Origin of the sequence: Mesorhizobium sp. AR07, from assembly GCF_024746815.1 — a bacterium.
Classification (GTDB): Bacteria; Pseudomonadota; Alphaproteobacteria; order Rhizobiales; family Rhizobiaceae; genus Mesorhizobium.
The window spans coordinates 5,569,172-5,586,477 of the sequence record NZ_CP080525.1 but is presented as its reverse complement, the minus strand read 5'-3'; the positions used below and the strand labels follow the sequence as shown (position 1 = coordinate 5,586,477).

Annotated in this window: 16 protein-coding genes; 6 read left to right on the top strand and 10 right to left on the bottom strand. The window is 63.3% G+C overall.

Annotated elements, in window-relative coordinates; all coding sequences use genetic code 11:
- The 5 genes from BPNPMPFG_RS27860 to yacG all read left to right on the top strand — a co-directional run bounded on the left by BPNPMPFG_RS27860 (position 1) and on the right by yacG (position 2,086).
- Positions 1-486 (top strand): UPF0262 family protein, encoded by a 486-nt coding sequence (locus BPNPMPFG_RS27860; RefSeq protein ID WP_258591792.1) that lies wholly within the window; start codon positions 1-3, stop codon positions 484-486.
- Positions 487-533: 47 nt separating this feature from the next.
- A complete protein-coding gene (locus BPNPMPFG_RS27855) occupies positions 534-935 on the top strand; it encodes an arsenate-mycothiol transferase ArsC (RefSeq protein WP_258591791.1) in 402 nt (133 codons plus the stop codon).
- A gap of 87 nt (positions 936-1,022) precedes the next feature.
- Positions 1,023-1,241 (top strand): translation initiation factor IF-1, encoded by a 219-nt coding sequence (gene infA, locus BPNPMPFG_RS27850; protein WP_006200926.1) that lies wholly within the window; start codon positions 1,023-1,025, stop codon positions 1,239-1,241.
- Positions 1,242-1,262: 21 nt separating this feature from the next.
- Positions 1,263-1,892: a Maf-like protein gene (locus BPNPMPFG_RS27845; protein WP_258591790.1), complete on the top strand. Its 630-nt coding sequence runs from the start codon at positions 1,263-1,265 to the stop codon at positions 1,890-1,892.
- Positions 1,889-2,086, top strand: a complete 198-nt coding sequence (gene yacG / locus BPNPMPFG_RS27840) for a DNA gyrase inhibitor YacG (protein WP_258591789.1) — start codon at positions 1,889-1,891, stop codon at positions 2,084-2,086. Before BPNPMPFG_RS27845 ends, yacG begins: the two co-directional genes overlap by 4 nt.
- Before the next feature lie 12 nt (positions 2,087-2,098).
- On the opposite strand, the gene BPNPMPFG_RS27835 is transcribed toward yacG, so the two are convergent.
- From BPNPMPFG_RS27835 to BPNPMPFG_RS27810, 6 genes are all read right to left on the bottom strand, one after another.
- A complete protein-coding gene (locus BPNPMPFG_RS27835; protein WP_258591788.1) occupies positions 2,099-3,469 on the bottom strand; it encodes an alpha-glucosidase/alpha-galactosidase in 1,371 nt (456 codons plus the stop codon).
- A 19-nt stretch (positions 3,470-3,488) separates the two neighbouring features.
- On the bottom strand, positions 3,489-5,156 hold the full coding sequence (locus BPNPMPFG_RS27830) for an ABC transporter ATP-binding protein (protein WP_258591787.1): 1,668 nt from the start codon (positions 5,154-5,156) through the stop codon (positions 3,489-3,491).
- Positions 5,157-5,165: 9 nt separating this feature from the next.
- Positions 5,166-6,302: an ABC transporter permease gene (locus tag BPNPMPFG_RS27825; RefSeq protein ID WP_258591786.1), complete on the bottom strand. Its 1,137-nt coding sequence runs from the start codon at positions 6,300-6,302 to the stop codon at positions 5,166-5,168.
- Position 6,303: 1 nt separating this feature from the next.
- Positions 6,304-7,311, bottom strand: coding sequence for an ABC transporter permease (locus tag BPNPMPFG_RS27820; protein WP_258591785.1), 1,008 nt, complete (start codon positions 7,309-7,311; stop codon positions 6,304-6,306).
- A 131-nt stretch (positions 7,312-7,442) separates the two neighbouring features.
- A complete protein-coding gene (locus tag BPNPMPFG_RS27815) occupies positions 7,443-9,527 on the bottom strand; it encodes an ABC transporter substrate-binding protein (protein ID WP_258591784.1) in 2,085 nt (694 codons plus the stop codon).
- 119 nt (positions 9,528-9,646) lie between these two features.
- A complete protein-coding gene (locus BPNPMPFG_RS27810) occupies positions 9,647-11,113 on the bottom strand; it encodes an alpha-glucosidase/alpha-galactosidase (RefSeq protein WP_258591783.1) in 1,467 nt (488 codons plus the stop codon).
- 65 nt (positions 11,114-11,178) lie between these two features.
- Here BPNPMPFG_RS27810 and BPNPMPFG_RS27805 point away from each other — a divergent pair, with 65 nt between their 5' ends.
- On the top strand, positions 11,179-12,231 hold the full coding sequence (locus BPNPMPFG_RS27805) for an AraC family transcriptional regulator (protein WP_258591782.1): 1,053 nt from the start codon (positions 11,179-11,181) through the stop codon (positions 12,229-12,231).
- A gap of 27 nt (positions 12,232-12,258) precedes the next feature.
- Here BPNPMPFG_RS27805 and BPNPMPFG_RS27800 read toward each other — a convergent pair whose 3' ends face one another.
- The 4 genes from BPNPMPFG_RS27800 to BPNPMPFG_RS27785 all read right to left on the bottom strand — a co-directional run bounded on the left by BPNPMPFG_RS27800 (position 12,259) and on the right by BPNPMPFG_RS27785 (position 17,168).
- A complete protein-coding gene (locus tag BPNPMPFG_RS27800; protein WP_258591781.1) occupies positions 12,259-14,289 on the bottom strand; it encodes an aldo/keto reductase in 2,031 nt (676 codons plus the stop codon).
- 83 nt (positions 14,290-14,372) lie between these two features.
- Positions 14,373-15,458 (bottom strand): ABC transporter ATP-binding protein, encoded by a 1,086-nt coding sequence (locus BPNPMPFG_RS27795; RefSeq protein WP_258591780.1) that lies wholly within the window; start codon positions 15,456-15,458, stop codon positions 14,373-14,375.
- Positions 15,459-15,474: 16 nt separating this feature from the next.
- Entirely contained in the window at positions 15,475-16,311 is an 837-nt protein-coding gene (locus tag BPNPMPFG_RS27790) for a carbohydrate ABC transporter permease (RefSeq protein WP_258591779.1), read from the bottom strand.
- Complete coding sequence (locus BPNPMPFG_RS27785; protein ID WP_258596950.1) at positions 16,308-17,168, bottom strand: carbohydrate ABC transporter permease; 861 nt, start codon at positions 17,166-17,168, stop codon at positions 16,308-16,310. The genes BPNPMPFG_RS27790 and BPNPMPFG_RS27785 overlap by 4 nt, the downstream gene beginning before the upstream one ends.
- Positions 17,169-17,306: the final 138 nt, after the last annotated feature.

Sequence of the window (17,306 nt, the reverse complement as noted above, 5' to 3'; positions counted from 1 at the left end):
ATGACGGGCTCCGATCAAACCCGCGCAAAACTGATCGATGTCGAACTCGATGAATCGATCGGCCGTTCGACGCCTGATGTCGAGCATGAGCGCGCGGTAGCGATCTTCGACCTGATCGAGGAGAACAGCTTTCAACCCGTCAATGACAGCGGCGCCGGCCCCTACCGGCTGAAACTGTCGCTGGCCGAGCAGCGCCTGGTCTTTGCCGTGGCGCGCGAGGACGGTGCTGACGTCGTCACCCACATCCTGTCGCTGACGCCGCTCAGGCGCATCGTCAAGGACTACTACATGATCTGCGAAAGCTATTACGACGCCATCCGCTCCTCGACGCCGAGCCACATCGAGGCGATCGACATGGGCCGCCGCGGCCTGCACAATGAGGGCTCGCAAACGCTGATGGACCGGCTCTCCGGCAAGATCGACATCGACTTCGATACGGCGCGCCGGCTGTTCACGCTGGTCTGCGTGCTGCACTGGCGGGGCTAGCCCTGGCACCCGGCGCCCTGCCCCGCTCGATCCTGTTCCTGTGCGGCATGAACGCCGTGCGCTCGCCGATGGCGGAGCTGCTGGCGCGGCGGGCGCTGCCGGCGACCATCTTCGTCGCCTCGGCCGGCGTTCGCGCCGGCGAGCGCGACCCGTTCGTCGATGCGGTGCTTGCCGAGGACGGCCTGTCGCTGGGCGAGCGTCATCCAAGGACGATGGACGATCTCGAGGACGACTATTTCGACCTCATCGTCACACTGGCGCCGGAAGCGCACCACGCGGCGCTCGAACTTACCCGCTCGCTCGCCGTCGAGGTCGAATACTGGCCGACGCCGGACCCGACCGACGCCGCCGGTACGCGCGAGCAGATCATGGCGGCCTATCGCGACGTGCGTGAGCGGCTGAAGGCGCGGATCGGTCGCCGTTTTGCCGCTCCGAAGGCTGCCGATTAAGCGTGTTCACAAGCGAGCGTTTATCATATAGGTTCCGCCGAAATTCCGGCCAGGCCGCCGGAACTGCCATCCAAGCAAAGGTATCGAATGCCGAAGGAAGAAGTCCTCGAGTTTCCGGGTGTCGTGACGGAATTGTTGCCCAACGCGATGTTCAGGGTGAAACTCGAAAACGAACACGAGATCATCGCCCATACGGCCGGCCGCATGCGCAAGAACCGCATCCGCGTGCTGACCGGAGACAAGGTTCTGGTCGAGATGACGCCATACGACCTGACCAAGGGCCGCATCACCTATCGTTTCAAGTAAGCAAAGCCCGACTGGTCCGCGATGAGCCTTTTGCAGAAGCTGGTGCTTGCCTCGGGTTCGCCGCGCCGCATCGAGCTCTTGCAGCAGGCCGGCATCGAGCCGGACCGCGTGCTGCCGGCCGATGTCGACGAGACGCCGCTGCGCGCCGAGCATCCGCGCTCGCTGGCCAAGCGGCTGTCGAAGGAAAAGGCCGAGAAGGCGTTCGCGTCGCTGAAGACCGAGGCCGACTATGCGCCGGGCTTCGTGCTGGCCGCCGACACGGTGGTCGCCGTCGGGCGGCGCATCCTGCCCAAGGCCGAGACCCTTGACGACGCCGCCAACTGCCTCGGGCTGTTGTCGGGCCGTTCGCACCGGGTCTATTCCGGCATCTGCCTGATCACGCCGGGCGGCAAATTGCGACAGCGGCTGGTCGAGACGCGGGTGCGCTTCAAGCGGCTGCCGCGCGAGGAAATCGATGCCTATGTCGCCTCGGGCGAGTGGCGCGGCAAGGCCGGCGGCTATGCCGTCCAGGGTCTCGCCGGCGCCTTCGTCGTCAAGCTGGTCGGCTCCTACACCAACATCGTCGGCCTGCCGCTCTATGAGACGGTGGCGCTGCTTTCCGGCGAAGGCTTCAAGGTGCATGGCGGCTGGCTGGCGGGTGCACGGCCGTGAATTCCGACCCCAAAGTCACGCCGCTGCGCCCAAAGCGCCCCTGCCCCGAATGCGGCAAGCCATCGGCGCGCGACACCTTTCCGTTCTGCTCGACGCGCTGCAAGGACATCGACCTCAACCGCTGGCTGAAGGGCGCCTATGTCATCTCCGCTCGCGACGACGAGGAAGAGCCGGACAACGACGGTCCCAAATGAACGCGGGGCCGGTCAGGCCGCTTCGGTCTTGCGTTTCACGCGTGCCCAGGCCGGCAGCCAGTCGCCGTGAGCGGCGAGAAGATCGTCGACCAGGGACCAGATCTGGTCGAGATCGAGTTCGGCGGCCGTATGCGGATCCATCATCGCCGCATGGTAGATGTGATCGCGGTTCTCCGTCATCAGCGCCCGCACCGTCAGCTCCTGCACGTTGATGTTGGTGCGCATCAGCGCCGTCAATTGCGGCGGCAGGTCGCCGATATAAGTCGGCTGGATGCCGGACGCATCGACCAGGCACGGCACTTCGGCGGCGCAATCCCGGGGCAGCGAGGTGATGCAGCCATTGTTGCGGACATTGCCGTAGATCACCGACGGTTCGCCCGTCCATACCGAATTCATGATCGAGGAGGCGTATTCCTTCGACTGCTCGACTTCGATGCGATCGGCCGAGCGATAGGCTTGCGCCTGCCCCTTCCAGCGCTCGATCTGTTCGATGCAGCGCTTGGGATATTCATCCAGCGGGATGCCGTATTTCTCGATCAGGTCCAGGCGGCCTTCCTTGATGAAATAGGGCGTGTATTCGGCGAAATGTTCAGAGCTTTCGGTGACGAAATAGCCCAGCCGCGTCAGCATCTCGTAGCGCACCTTGTTGGGGCAGCGCGGGTTCCAGCCGGGCTTGGGCGCGCGGCCTTCGCGATAGGCGCGCACGAGATCGGGATAGAGGTTTCGGTAGGAACCGTCCGGCTGGCGATGCTCGAAGCTGAGATAGAAGGCCATGTGATTGATGCCGGCCGAGCGGTAGCGGATTTCCTCGTAGGGAAGGTCGAGATCGTGCGCCAGCTCCATCGCCGTGCCTTGCACCGAATGGCAGAGCCCGACCTGCCTGATCTCAGGATATTTCTCGGCGATCGCCCAAGTGTTGATCGCCATCGGGTTGACATATTGCAGCATGATCGCCTGCGGGCAGACGGCGAGCATGTCCTCGCAGATTGCCCACAGATGCGGCACGGTCCTGAGGCCCCGCATGATGCCGCCAACGCCGAGCGTATCGGCGATGGTCTGGCGCAGGCCGTATTTTTTAGGCACTTCGAAATCGGTGACGGTGCAGGGCTCGTAGCCGCCGATCTGGAAGGCGACAACGACGAAGTCGGCGCCGGCGAGGGCCTTGCGCTGGTCCGAATAGGTCTCGGCCTTCGCCGTGACGCCGAGCGTCGCGATCAGCTTGTTGACGACGATGGCGCTCTCTTCCAGCCGCTGCGGATTGATGTCCATCAGCGCGATCGTCGCACTGGAAAGCGACGGCCGCTGCAGCACGTCGCCGACGATGTTCTTCATGAACACCGTCGAACCGGCGCCGATGAAAGTGATCTTGGGATTTCTTGCCACGCTAACCTCCGGCATATGTTCAGGCCACGTCGAAAGCGGCCCTGACGAGCCGTTCGGTGTAGGCGGTCTTGGGATTGGACAGGACCTCGTCGACGGGGCCCTGCTCGACGATCTTGCCGTGCTGCATGACGATGACGCGGTGGCACAGCGCACGCACCACCTTGAGGTCGTGCGAGATGAAGAGGTAGCTCAAGCCGCGCTCGTCCTGCAACTTGCGCAGGAGGTCGATGATCTGCGCCTGGACGGAGAGGTCCAGCGCCGATGTCGGCTCGTCGAGCAGGATGAATTCGGGTTCGAGCGCAATGGCGCGGGCGATCGCGACGCGTTGGCGCTGGCCGCCGGAGAATTCGTGCGGGAACCGCGACAGGATATCGTCGGGCATGCCGGCGCTGACCAGCGCCTCGCGCACCCGCTCGACCCGCTCGCGCCGTGTCGCCCCGATGCTGTTGACGATCAGCCCTTCCTCGATGATCTGGCCGATCGTCATGCGCGGGTTGAGCGAGGAGAACGGATCCTGGAAGACGATCTGCATGCGCGAGCGCAGCGGCCGCATCTGCGCCCGCGACAGGCCGTGGATTGGCTTGCCGTCGAAATGGATCTCGCCACGCTTGGCGTCTATCAATCTAAGCAGGGCCTGGCCGAAGGTGGTCTTGCCGGAACCGGACTCACCGACCAGTCCCAATGTCTCATGGCGGCAAAGTTTGAGGCCGAGATCGTCGACCGCGACCAGTTCGCGCCAGTCCGGTTTCAGGAAGCTGCCGTGGCGCAGCATGAAGGAGACGCGCACGCCGCTCGCCTCGAGAATGGTGCCGCAGCCGTCGGGGAGTGGCTTCGGCCGGCCGCGCGGTTCGGAGGCGAGCAGCCGCCGCGTATAGGGATGTTGCGGATCGGCGAAAAGTCGTTCGGTGACGTTGTGCTCGCACATTTCGCCATGCTGCATGACATAGACGTAGTCGGAGAACTGGCGCACCACGGTGAGGTCATGGGTGATCAGGATCACCGCCATGCGCAGCTCTTTCTGCAGGCCGCGGATCAGGTTCAGGATCTGCGCCTGGACAGTGACGTCGAGTGCGGTGGTCGGCTCGTCGGCGATCAGCACATCGGGATTGTTGGCCAGCGCCATGGCGATCATCACCCGCTGCCGCTGCCCGCCCGAGAGCTGGTGCGGATACTGCTTGAGCCGCGCTTCCGGGTCGGGGATCTGGACGTGCTGCAGAAGTTCGAGCGCCCGTGCCCAGGCCTGCTTGCGGCCCATCTTGCTGTGCACCCTGATCGCCTCGACGATCTGGCTGCCGACCGTGTAGATCGGGTTGAGCGAGCTCATCGGCTCCTGAAAGATCATCGAGATGCGGTTGCCGCGCAGCTTGCGCCGGGCGCTCTCGGGGAATTTCAGGATGTCTTGCCCGTCATAACAGATGCTCGACCCCGGCGACACCGTGGCGCGCCGCGACAGCAGCCCCATGACGGTGCGCGCCGTCACCGACTTGCCGGAACCGGATTCGCCGACGATCGCAATCGTCTCGCCGCGATAGAGCTGAAACGAGATATCCTTGATCGCTTCGACGACGCCATGCTCGACCTTGAAGGATACAGCGACATTGCGGGCGTCGATGATGGGCTGGTCCTGGCGTCCGTCATGATCGTGGCGGACGGTCGGTGCGAAGGATTGGGCGAGCGCGACGGTCATCCTGCCACCTCAGTAGGGGTCGACGGCGTCGCGCAGGCCGTCGCCCAGCGCGTTGAAGGCAAAGACGGTGACGAGCACGAAACCGACCGGCGACAGGATCCAGGGATAGGTGCCGATGACGGAATAGGTCGCGGTGTCCTGCAGCATCAGACCCCACGAGATCAGCGGCGGCTTGACGGCGAAGCCGAGGAAACCGAGGAAGGATTCGAGCAGCACCACCGTCGGGATCGCCAACGTCACGGCGACGATCACATGGCTCATCACATTGGGGAGGATGTGCTGCATGATGATGCGCCGGTCGGTGGCGCCAACCGCCATGGCGGCGCGCACGTACTCGATCCGCGCGAGCGCCAGCGTCTTGCCGCGCACCTCGCGCGACATCTGCGCCCAGCCCAATGCCGACATGACGATGATGACGAAAGCGAGAAAGACATTGGTGGGCGCGGTAACCGGGATCAGCGTCGTCAGCGCCAGGTAGAGCGGCAGCTGCGGGAAGGCGAGCACCAGTTCGACGAAGCGCTGCATCCAGACATCGAACCTGCCGCCGAAATAGCCGGAGACCATGCCGACGGTGGTGCCGATGACGGTGATGATGAAGACGACCGTCAGCGCGATCATCAGCGAGACGCGCGAGCCATGGATGGCTCTTGACAGCACGTCGCGGCCGAACTTGTCGGTGCCGAGGAAATGCACCGGCTGGCCGTCCAGTGAGCCGAACAGATGCCGGTCCGCCGGCAACAGCCCGAACAGCTTGTAGGGCGCGCCATGCGCGAAGAACCCGAGCAGCCTTGGATGGTCATAGTCGGGGCCGACGACGGGCTGGAAGGTGACCGGATCGAGGTCCGCCGAATCGGCCAGCGCGTAGACCCTCGGCCGCGCGACGAAATTGCCGTCCTTGTCGTGGAAGACAGGCAGCTGCGGCGGCGCGAAGCCGACATCCGTGACCTTCGGGTCCATCGGCGCCAGGAACTCGGCGAACACAGCCATCACCAGCAAAAGCACGACGAGCCAAAGCCCGGCCATGCCGGTCCAGGAGCGCTTCAGCCGGCGCCAGACAAGTGCGATGTAGCTCTCGTTGCCGCGTTGCGGCTTGTTGATGGCGCCTTCGGCGGGCAGCGGCGGTGGCAGATTGTCGAAAGCCAGCATCTCAGCTTTCCCCGAACTGGCGCACACGCGGATCGAGCAGGACGAGCAGCATGTCGGCGATGATGTTGCCAACGATCAGCGTCGCCGACAGCACCATCATGAAGGTGGCGGTGACATAGACGTCGCCGACAGCCATCGAGCCGACAATCGCCGGGCCGACCGTCGGCAGCGCGAAGATGATCGCCGTCTCGATCTCGCCGGTGAGCATGTAGGGCAGCACCACGCCCTGATACATGACGAGCGGGTGCAGTGCGTTGGGCACGGCGTGGCGCATGACAACGGCGGCGCCGGTCAGCCCCTTGGCCCTCGCCGTCTCGACATATTGCGCGTTCAGCGTGTCGAGCAGATTGCCGCGCATGACGCGCATATTGTAGGCGAGGCCGCCGAAGGTGGCTATCGCCACGACCGGCCAGACATGCTTGACCAGGTCGGCTAACTTTGCCCACGACCACGGCGCGCCACCATATTGCGGCGAGAAGAAGCTGCCGATCTCCGACACGTTGAATTGGAAGACCATGAGATAGACGATGATCAGCGCCATCAGGAAGCGCGGCACAGTCATGCCGAGGAAGGAGATGGCCGACAGCGTCGAGTCGATCCAGGTGTATTGCCGTGTCGCCGCCCATATGCCGAAGCCGATGCCGAGCACCGAGGCGAGCAGATGGCAGACCAGCGCCAGAATGAGCGTGCGCGGCAGGCGCTCGCCGACCACATCGGCGACCGGCTTGTTATAGTAGAGGCTGTAGCCGAAATCGCCGCGCGTAATGATACCGCCGATCCAGTTGAGATACTGGACGGGCAGCGGCTTATCGAGGCCATGCTCGATGCGATAGGCCTTGGCCTGCGCGTCTGCCTCGGCGAAAGACGCTCCGCCCTGATTGATCAGCTGCGAGCGGATGTAGTCGGCATAGTCGCCCGGCGGCGCCTGGATGATGGCAAAGGTGACCAGGCTCAAAATGGCGAGGACCGGTATTGCCGACGCTATGCGCGTGAGCAGGAATCGCAGCATGGACGGTCCGCTTCCTTGTCTCGCCGATCGCGCCCCTTTGGTTGCGTCCGGAGGTTGGCTTTGCCCGGCCGCGCCAGCGGCGCGGCCGGAGTTCTCTTGGTCAGGGAGGTAAACCTAATCCATCAGGCCCCCTAATCCATCGGGCCCTTGTCTCCGGGTTTGCCGGGAAGCTCCTCGGGGAACAATTCGTACTTCGCCTGCTTGTCGGCCGCGACAAAGACCCGTTCGCGGATGATCGAATCCTCGGCCCAGTTGAACATGAAGATCGGCGTGCCCTGCGGAATGTTGGAGAAGCGCTTGTTGACGATCAGCGCGCCAGGATATTCCGTCAGCCCGACATTGTAGACGTGTTCCGTCGAAATCTTCTGGAACTGTTTCATCAGGCTTGCGCGCTGGTCATTGTCCTGCGTCGAGACGAACTTGTTGACGATGTCGACGAGGTCCTTTTCGAAAGGCATCAGATCGACCTCGCCGTTTTCCGGCGCGCGGTGGTTCCAGCTGGTGCGCGGACCGACCGGGGCAAGCTGCTCGGTGTTCTGCACCACCGACGTCAGCTCCTGATCGTTGCGTCGGACCAGCCAATCGAAACGGCCGGAATATTGGGAGGCGTCGCGCTGGGTGCCGTTGAGGCCGTTGAGCACGACCCGAAGCCCGAGCTTTTCCATCTGGCCGACAACACCTTCGGCAAGGCTCTTGTCCGTGGTGTAGTCGTTGTTGACCAGCATCACGATCTCGACGTTCTTGCCGCCGGCGGTGCCGGCCGGGAAGTTCACGAAACCGTCGCCGTCGGTATCCTTGAGGCCGGCCTTGGCGAGTTCCGCCTTTGCGCCTTCGAGGTCAAAGGGATAGTAGACGGTCGAACCGCGGTCATAGAAGCTGGTGCCCGACGACAGGCCGCCGGCATAGATGGCGGTGAACGGACCCTTGACCAGCGAGTCGCCGAGCGCCTTGCGGTCGAGCGCCATGGTGACAGCCTTGCGGAAATCCTCGTTGCGGTTCAGCTCGCGCACAGCTTGCCCGCGTTCGTCGGGGTTGCCCCAGCCATTGGCGGAAAAGTTCATGCGCAGATTGTAGCCGATGAGCCGTGGGCCGAAGGCCAGCCGCGCCGGCGCATTCGCCTCCGCCGCGCGCTTCAGCGAGGCGACGAAGTTTTCCGGCTGCTCCAGATTGGAGAAGTCGGCCGAGCCGGCGACCGCCTGGACGTCGCGGTCGGCCCAGGTCGACAGCTTATACTGCAGTTCGTTGAGGTAAGGCAGCTGGTTGCCCTTCTCATCGACCTTCCAGTAGTAGGGGTTGCGGCGCATGACGATGATATCGTCCGGCCGGTATTCGACCGGCACCCAGGCGCCCATCACCGGCATGTTCATGAATTCCGGTGGGAAGGCGTTCTTGAACTGCTCGTAGGTGTTTTTCGAGTATTTCGGATGCTGCGGCTTCAGAATGTGCGCCGGGCCGGGGCAGAAGGTGCCGTAGGCCATTGCGTAGAGATACTGCTTCGGGAACGCTTCCTTGAAGGTCCACTCGACGGTGTAGTCGTCGATCTTCTTCAGCGTCGTACCGACACCAAAGGTTTCCGGCGTCGCGCCGTTCAGTGGCGAAACGTTCGGGTCAACGACCTCGTCTTCCCAGTAGAACATGACATCGTCGGCGTTGAAGGCAACGCCATCCGACCATTTGGCGCCTTCGACAAGGTGCATGGTCAGCTTGTGGCCGTCCTTCGACCAGTCCCAGCTCCTGGCCAGGTTCGGCAGCGGTTCGGTGTCCTTCGCCTCGACCTGGAACAGCGGCGCGGTGCGCGTCAGGCATTCGGAAAGGCCGATATCGATGCCGCCCCAGCCTTGGGTCTGGCCGGCGCCGTAGTTCCAGCCTTCCGGCCGACCGCCGATGACATGGCGCATCGTATCGCCATAGACGCCGATGCCGTCCTGCATGTTGCCCGTCTTGAAGACCAGCGGCTCTTTCGGCAGCCTGTCTTTCACCGGCGGCAGCTTGCCGGTCTTGACGTATTTCTCGGTAACCCAGTCGGGCTCGTGATATTGTTTGAGCGCCTTGAACTCCAGGATGGAGTCACGCGCCACATATTTGATCTTGCCCTCGGCGGGGAACGGTGTCGGTGCCGGCGGAACCGTCGGCTCCGACGCGTATGCATTGAGTGCCGAGACCGAGACGCTCAGCGCCAGTCCCGCGGTAAGGCCGATATTGCGTAAATTCCTCACTGTCTCTCTCCCTCTTGTTTGTTCCGGAGCGTTTGCACCTGCTCCGCTTCTCCTCGAATTCAAACGGTTTCGTCGCAGTGGATCTGCCTCCCATAGATCCGCCATCACCGCATGAGGTTTCAGCCGGCTTGCTTCAGCGCGGCTTTTTCGGCGCGCAATTCCTCGATCGAGCGCACATTTCGCCGAGCCGCGCCCGCCCATTCGCGGGTCTTGACGCTGGATGTCGACAGCCGCTCCCTGGCGGCCGGAACCGCATGGGCATATTGCGGCAACCAGGCTGCCTGGGCGACGACCATTTCATCGACCATTTGCCAGACCTCCTCCGGGGTTGAAACCGCGCCGACCAGCGGGTCATGCAGCACGGCGAGCTTCAGCAGATCGATGTCGCCCGATATCGAGGCATGGACCGACATGCGCTGGACATTGATCGAGGCGATGCAGGTGGCGGCGCAGGCTTCCGGCAGCGTGATGCCGGCGGCCATGTTGATGCCGAAGCGGTCGACGAATCCGGGCGACTCGATGATGGCGTCCGGCGGCAGGTTGGTGATCACGCCATCGTTCCTGACGTTGAAGTGGCCGCGATAGACGCGGTTGGTCTCCAGTGCCTCCAGTATGTGGCTGGCATGCTCGTTGGAGCGCTTCTCGGGATCGATCGGCTGTGACGCCGCTTCGAGGAACTGCGGATATTCCGTTTCGAACCAGTTGCGGGTTTCGGTCGAGTAGCGGAGATAGCCGCCCGTCTCGCCATGGATCCAGTCGGACATGTCGATCCAGCGTGTGATCTCGTCGGGACGCTTGCGGTACCAGGGCAGATATTCGGAAAGATGGCCGTTGCTTTCGGTCGAATAGACGCCGAAGCGCTTCAGCACGTCGATGCGCAGCTTCTCCTGCCTGGAATAGACCGGGTGCGCCTCGAAGGCGGCAACCAGCTCGTCCTTGCCGATCTTGCGGCCGTTCAGGCGCAGATCGATGAACCAGGTCTGGTGGTTGATGCCGGAACAGACATAGTCGAGCTCCTGCCTGGACTTCGCGCCCAGCACATCGGCGATCTGCTCTGCGCCGTGCTGGACGCCATGGCAAAGCCCGACTGTGTCGACCTTGCCGTATTCGATCGCGGCCCAGGTGTTCATCGCCATCGGGTTGGCGTAGTTCAGGAACTTCGCGTTCGTCTCGGCGACTTCGCGTATGTCCTTGCAGAAATCCAGGATCACCGGGATGTTGCGCTGGCCATAGAGAATACCGCCGGCGCAGATCGTGTCACCGACGCATTGGTCGATGCCATATTTCAAGGGAATGCGGATATCGTCGGCATAGGCTTCGAGGCCGCCGACCCGCACGCAGCTGATGACATAGCGTGCGCCTTCGAGCGCCTTGCGGCGGTCGGTGGTCGCCGTCACCCTGGTCGGCAGTCTGTTTGCCTCGACGATCCTGTCGAGGATCGCCTTGATCATCTGAAGATTGTGCTCGCTGACATCGGTCAGCGCGAATTCGATGTCGGTGAATTCGGGGACGCAGAGAATGTCGGTGAACAGCTTCTTGGTGAATCCGACGCTGCCGGCACCGATGATAGCGATTTTGAAACTCATCAGCCGGACCTCATTTCATTCGAATGGCGGGCAAGGAATGACAAGGAAAGGTCTGGCCACATGCCATGGCATGTGTTCAGGACAGACCGGAATCCGGCCCGCCAACCTCCCTGTCCGCTCCTCGACTGCGGATCTCTCTCGCTTTTCGAGACGGATTATGCGCTTATTCGCGAGCGCGACCAGAGAAGGATTATGCTTTCAAGGGTAATTTTGTGCTGCAGGATTTGATAGAAAACGGACAGTCCATGCGCACGATCTCGCTGCCGCGCGGCCGCCAGCGCCTGCACGCCATGCCGACGAGCACCGGCTACGAAGTGCGCGAGGACGAGAGCTACGACTGGGACGGGCGCAGGCGCGGCCAGACACCGTTCACCGTGCTGCAGCACACCATCAGCGGGACCGGGCGGCTGCGCTACGAGAACCGCAACTACCGCCTGCAGAAGAACGACACATTGCTGGTGCTGGTGCCGCACAACCACCGCTACTGGCTGGCCAAGGATGAGCGTTGGGAATATTTCTGGATTTCGATGAACGGCGAAGAGGCGCTGCGCATCCACAAATCCATACTCGGCACTTCGGGCCCGGTGTTTCGGCTGCAGCCGGCGACGATCGATCATCTTGCTGACTGCAGCCTGCGGCTCATCAAGGGGGCTGCTTCGCCGGGTGCTGCTTCCGCCGTCGCCTACGAGGCCGCGATGGCGCTCTATGACGATGTCTTCGGCTCACATGCCTTTGCCGAAAAACAGAGTGTCATGCAGCCGGTCATCGATCACATCAGCGCCCATCTCGACGGGCCGCTGCCGGTGGCGGACCTGGTCCAGATCAGTGGTCTCAGCCGGGCCCATTTCTCGCGCTGTTTCGCCGAGAGCGAAGGCCTGCCGCCCGCCGAGTTCGTGCTGCAGCAGCGCTTGCAACGCGCGGCGAAGCTCTTGACCAAGGCGGATTTCCTGCCGGTGAAGGAAGTCGCCATCCTGTGCGGCTTCGAGGACGCGAATTATTTTTCGAAGGTCTTCCGCCGCTGCTACGGCATCACGCCCAGCCAATTCCGTACCACCGGCATGTATGCCAACATGAGAACCCCGCCCAGACGCGGCGTCAGGGCGTCGGACGACACCTGACGCCGCTTTGGGTCCTTGTCTCATGCATCAGGCAGCGTGCCGTGTGCCAGTGTCCAGCCAGTCGAGATCGGCCGGCGAAAGTTTGATGTCGAGGGCTCGCAGGCTATCGTCCAGTTCACCCAGCGTGCGTGGCCCGATCAGCGGAATGGATGGGAAGGGCTGATTGAGCACATAGGCCAGCGCAATATGGATCGGGCTCTTGCCCAGCTGCGCGGCGAGTTCGATCGCCCGATCGCGGCGGCCGAAATTTTGCTCCGAATACCAGACCCGCACCAGTTCCTCGTTGTCGCGCTTGTCGCGTCCGGCGCGATCGGTGAAAAAACCGCGGCCCTGGCTCGACCAGGCGAAGTTCGGCATCTGCCGGGCGGCCAGCCAGGCCTTCCATTGATCGGTCGAGGAGGTGACGCAGCCGGCCCAGATCGGCTCCAGCATTTCGGCCAGCGAGAAATTGTTGGATAGGGCGCCGGGCTTCTGCTTGCCGGTGCGTTCGGCATAGGCAATAGCCTCGTCCATGCGTTCCATCGTCCAGTTCGAACCACCGAACGGACCGCGAATGCGGCCTGCCTTGGCTTCCTGGTCCATCGCGTCGACGAACTCGCCGACCGGCACGTCCGGATTGTCGCGGTGCATGAAGTAGACATCGACATGGTCGGTCTGCAGGCGGTCGAGCGACTGTGCGAGTTGCTTGCCGATCGCATCGGGATAGCAGAGCGGCGTATGGGCGCCCTTGGCGATGATCACCGATTGCGCGCGCACGCCGCGGTTTTTCAACCACTCGCCAAGCAGCGTCTCGGTGTAACCGGCGCCGTAGATATAACCGGTGTCGAAGAGATTGCCGCCGGCCTCGAAAAAGGCGTCGAGCAGGATCGAGCCCGAGGAAAAGGTGCGGAAATCCTCGAAGCCGAGTGCCGCCACCGACGCCGGCTTCGACAGGCCCGGAATCGTGCGCTTGCCGATCGCCGTTCCGCCGGACCGCAAGGGCCGGCCGGAGATGGTGTTGGTGCGCAGCAAGGCTTTCTCGATCCCATATTCGAGCCCGGCCGCCGCGCGCCATCTGTCGAGAACGCGCAAGGTGCCGAGACTGTCGGCCCATGCCATGCCCGGCCAGGCGAATTCTTGGGCGCCGGCGAGAATGGCGTCGCCGGCGGCATCGACTTCGAAGGAATAGACGTGGCGCTTCTCGTTGACGCTGATGGTCTCGCGGGCGCCATCGGATCGGATCACGTCGATCTGGCCGAGGCCAACGTCGCGGTCGCCGCCGGCGAACCAGAAGTCCGGCACCTCGATGCGGCCTTTGGTGCCGAGGATACGCAAGACATTGTCTTGGTTGAGCGAGATGCTGCAGGAGACTTCGGCGATGACGCCGCCCGGAAACTGCAAGATGGCGGAGGCCCATTCGTCGACACCGGACTGGCCAAGATGGGCAGCACCGACCACTTTGTCCGGCTCGGCGAAGGGGAGCCCCGCAGCAGCCCCGGCAATCAGCCGCGCCATCGAGACCGGATAGCCGCCAACGTCGAGAATGCCGCCGCCGGCAAGATCGTTGGCATAGAGCCGGTGCTCCGGCATGAAGCCCGGCATGGCGAAGCCGAAGCTCGACTTGATCATCCTGACGTCGCCGATGACGCCCGACCGGATCAGTTCCACCAGCTTCAGCGTCTGCGGATGCAGCCGGTACATGAAGGCTTCGCCGAGAAAGGTGCCGGCCTTGCGCGCGGCATGGATCATGGCGTCGGCCTCGAAGGCGGTCAGCGCAAGCGGCTTTTCGCACAGCACATGTTTTCCGGCTTCCGCCGCCCTGATCGCCCATTGCGCATGGCCCGGATGCGGTATCGCAATGTAGACGGCGTCGATGTCGGGATCGGCGAGCAGCGCATCGTAGCCGTCGAGGATGCGGGCGCCGGGGAAGGCGTCAGTGAGGCCTGGCTTGCCGGGGTTGCGGGCGCCGATGGCGGCGAGCACGCCGTTGCGCGAGCCGGCGACACCGCCGGCGAAGGCCTTGGCGATGCTGCCCGGCCCGAGAATGCCCCAGCGGATTTTTCTTGGGTTGGCGTTCACGTCAAAATCTCCTTCAAGTCGCCCCGACGCCTGACCGCCGGGCACAGAAAATTGGTTTCATGCATGTCGTCGTCCGACACGCATCAGCGAAGCCGCGCGCCGGCGCTGTCGAAGAGAAGCGAGCATTTCGCCTTGATCGAGACCGTGAGATGGTCTCCGCTCGCCCGCTGCCGCGACGCCTCGCGCTCGATGATCAGTTCCTCGGGCCCGGCATTGGTGTAGACATAGCTGACCGAGCCGAGATGCTCGGCGACGTCGGCCTTGACGGTGACATCGCAATCGCCTTCACCGGCATCAAAGAAATGCTCCGGCCGCACCCCCAGCACGACATCGGTGCCGGGCGCCGGCAAGGCACCGGAGAGCGGCTTCTTCAGCCGCGCGCCGCCGTGATTGACAAGTTCGACGACGACCGCGCCGTCGCCGGCACCGGTCACCTTGGCCGCCATGAAATTCATCTTCGGCGAGCCGACAAAACCGGCGACGAAACGGTTGGCCGGATCGTCGTAGAGATCGAGCGGCGCGCCAATCTGCTCGATATTGCCGGCATTGAGCACGACGATCCTGTCGGCCAGCGTCATCGCTTCGGTCTGGTCGTGCGTCACATAGATCATGGTGACGCCAAGCTCCTTGTGCAGGCGCGATATCTCGACCCGCATCTGCACCCTGAGCTCGGCGTCGAGATTGGAGAGCGGCTCGTCAAAGAGGAACACCTGCGGCTCGCGTACGATGGCGCGGCCGATGGCGACGCGCTGGCGCTGGCCGCCCGACAATTGCCTGGGACGCCGCTTCATCAATTCGCCGATGCGCAGAATTTCGGCGGCTCGCGTGACGCGCCGATCGATGTCGGCCTTCGGATTGCCGGTCATCCTCAATCCGAAGCTCAGGTTCTGCTCGACCGTCATGTGCGGATAGAGCGCGTAGGACTGGAACACCATGGCGATGCCGCGGTCGGCCGGCTCGACATCGTTGACGAGCTTGCCGGCGATGGCGATCTCGCCGCCGCTGATGTCCTCGAGCCCGGCGATCATCCTAAGCAGCGTCGACTTTCCGCAGCCGGAGGGGCCGACGAAGACGACGAACTCGCCGTCCTTGACATCGATGTTGGCGCCATGGACGACTTCGAAGGCGCCGAAGCGCTTGACGACATTGTTGAGCGTGACGGTCGCCATGCTGATCCTGCTTGTCCTATTTGATGGCGCCGGCGGCGATGCCGGCGATGAAATGGCGCTGCAACAGCACGAAGACGATGAGCATCGGCACCGTCAGCATCACCGCGCCTGCCATGATGCCGCCCCACGACACCTTGGTGAGGCCGATCAGCGTGCCGAGCGCCACCGGCGCCGTCATCGAACCAGGCTGGCTGTTGATCAGCAGCGGCCACAGATAATTGTTCCAGGAGGCGAGGAACAGGATGATGGCGAGCGCCGCCAGCATCGGCCGCGCCAGCGGCAGCGCGACGAAGACGAAGATGCGCCATTCCTTCACCCCTTCGACGCGCGCCGCATCGAAAAGGTCGTCCGGCATCATCGAGAAGCACTGCCGCATGAACAGCACGCCGAGCGAATTGAACAGCGGCGGCACGATCAGCGCCACCCAGGTGTTGGCGAGCTTGAAATCGCGTGCCACCATGATGAATTGCGGGATCAGCACCACCGCATAGGGGAGCGTGATGGTGCCGAGGATGATGGCGACGACCACGCCCTTGCCGAAGAACTGGTAGCGGGCCAGCGCCCAGCCGGCCATCGACGTCAGCAGCACCGACAGGACGGTGTAGGTCACCGCCACCGAGACCGAAATGCCGATGGCGCCGACGAAGTCGGTGTCACGCTGCAGATTGTTGACATTGTCGAGGAAATTGCCGTGCGGCAAAAGCTCGATGCCGGGGCTGAAGATGCCGTTGTCGGGCATGGTCGAGAACACCACCATCATCCACAGCGGAAACAGCCAGATCAGCGCCAGCGGCGTCAGGAACAGATGCAGCGCGACGCTGCGTCCCAGTCTGGCGGAGGAGCGCGACCTCATTTCGGTTCCCTCGTCAGCCACAGCTGCACCAGGGTGATCGCGATCGCCAGCGCGGCCATGGTGTAGGCGACGGCCGACGCGTAGCCGAAGTTGAGCGACCGAAAACCCTGGCGGTAAAGCAACAGGCCAAGCGTCTCCGTGCCGCCGCCCGGTCCGCCGCGCTCGGTGATCAGGAAGGGCTCGGTGAACAGCTGCATGGTGCCGATGATCGACAGCACCAGGCAGAATACGATGACCGGCTTCAGGAGCGGCAGAGTGATGAAGCCGAACTGCCTGAGCTTGCTGACGCGGTCGAGCGTCGCCGCCTCGTAGACATCCTCGGGGATGGACTGCATGCCGGCGAGCAGGATGATGGCGTTGTAGCCGGCCCAGCGCCAGGTCACCGCGATCATGATCAGCGCCATCGCCGGGGTGACGTTGGAAAACCAGTCGATGCTGGGCAGGCCGACGCTGTTCAGCAATTTGTTGATGATGCCGAAGTTGAGGTTGAACATCAGCCGGAAGACCGCCGAGTAGGCAACCTCGCCGACCACCACCGGGGCGAAGAAGGCGAAGCGGTAGAGGCCGCGCGCTTTAAGCAGCGGCGAGTTCAACAGCACCGCCATCACGATCGCCAGCGTAATCATCACCGGCACCTGGATGACAAGGATGAGCAGCGTGTTCTTCAGTGCGTTGAAGAAGGCCGGATCGCCGATCAATCGGCCCCAGTTGAAGGCAGGCGCGAACCGCCATGGCACGGTGCGTGTCGCCTGGAACGAGATCAGGAACGAGCTGATGATCGGCCACACCCAGAAGATTGCAAAGATCAGCAGATAGGGCGTGAGGAAGCGATAGGCCGTGGTGTTGCGGTTACGCATCATCATCCTCCTTCATCCCTCGGTGTTCCAGGCCATGGCCACGCGGCAACGGAAGCCGGTTTGTCGAAAAATACACGTCCACGCGAGGGGAACCCACAGGGCGCGATCGGGCCCGGGCGGCGCGAGCGCCTGTCCCGG

Bases quoted from the DNA above. Each gene is read 5' to 3' on its own strand.
- BPNPMPFG_RS27830 (WP_258591787.1), bottom strand. From the start codon at position 5,156: ATGACCGTCGCGCTCGCCCAATCCTTCGCACCGACCGTCCGCCACGAT.
- BPNPMPFG_RS27860 (WP_258591792.1), top strand. From the start codon at position 1: ATGACGGGCTCCGATCAAACCCGCGCAAAACTGATCGATGTCGAACTC.
- BPNPMPFG_RS27855 (WP_258591791.1), top strand. From the start codon at position 534: ATGAACGCCGTGCGCTCGCCGATGGCGGAGCTGCTGGCGCGGCGGGCG.
- BPNPMPFG_RS27805 (WP_258591782.1), top strand. From the start codon at position 11,179: ATGGCATGTGTTCAGGACAGACCGGAATCCGGCCCGCCAACCTCCCTG.
- BPNPMPFG_RS27790 (WP_258591779.1), bottom strand. From the start codon at position 16,311: ATGAGGTCGCGCTCCTCCGCCAGACTGGGACGCAGCGTCGCGCTGCAT.
- BPNPMPFG_RS27825 (WP_258591786.1), bottom strand. From the start codon at position 6,302: ATGCTGGCTTTCGACAATCTGCCACCGCCGCTGCCCGCCGAAGGCGCC.
- infA (WP_006200926.1), top strand. From the start codon at position 1,023: ATGCCGAAGGAAGAAGTCCTCGAGTTTCCGGGTGTCGTGACGGAATTG.
- BPNPMPFG_RS27820 (WP_258591785.1), bottom strand. From the start codon at position 7,311: ATGCTGCGATTCCTGCTCACGCGCATAGCGTCGGCAATACCGGTCCTC.
- BPNPMPFG_RS27785 (WP_258596950.1), bottom strand. From the start codon at position 17,168: ATGCGTAACCGCAACACCACGGCCTATCGCTTCCTCACGCCCTATCTG.
- BPNPMPFG_RS27845 (WP_258591790.1), top strand. From the start codon at position 1,263: ATGAGCCTTTTGCAGAAGCTGGTGCTTGCCTCGGGTTCGCCGCGCCGC.
- BPNPMPFG_RS27795 (WP_258591780.1), bottom strand. From the start codon at position 15,458: ATGGCGACCGTCACGCTCAACAATGTCGTCAAGCGCTTCGGCGCCTTC.
- BPNPMPFG_RS27810 (WP_258591783.1), bottom strand. From the start codon at position 11,113: ATGAGTTTCAAAATCGCTATCATCGGTGCCGGCAGCGTCGGATTCACC.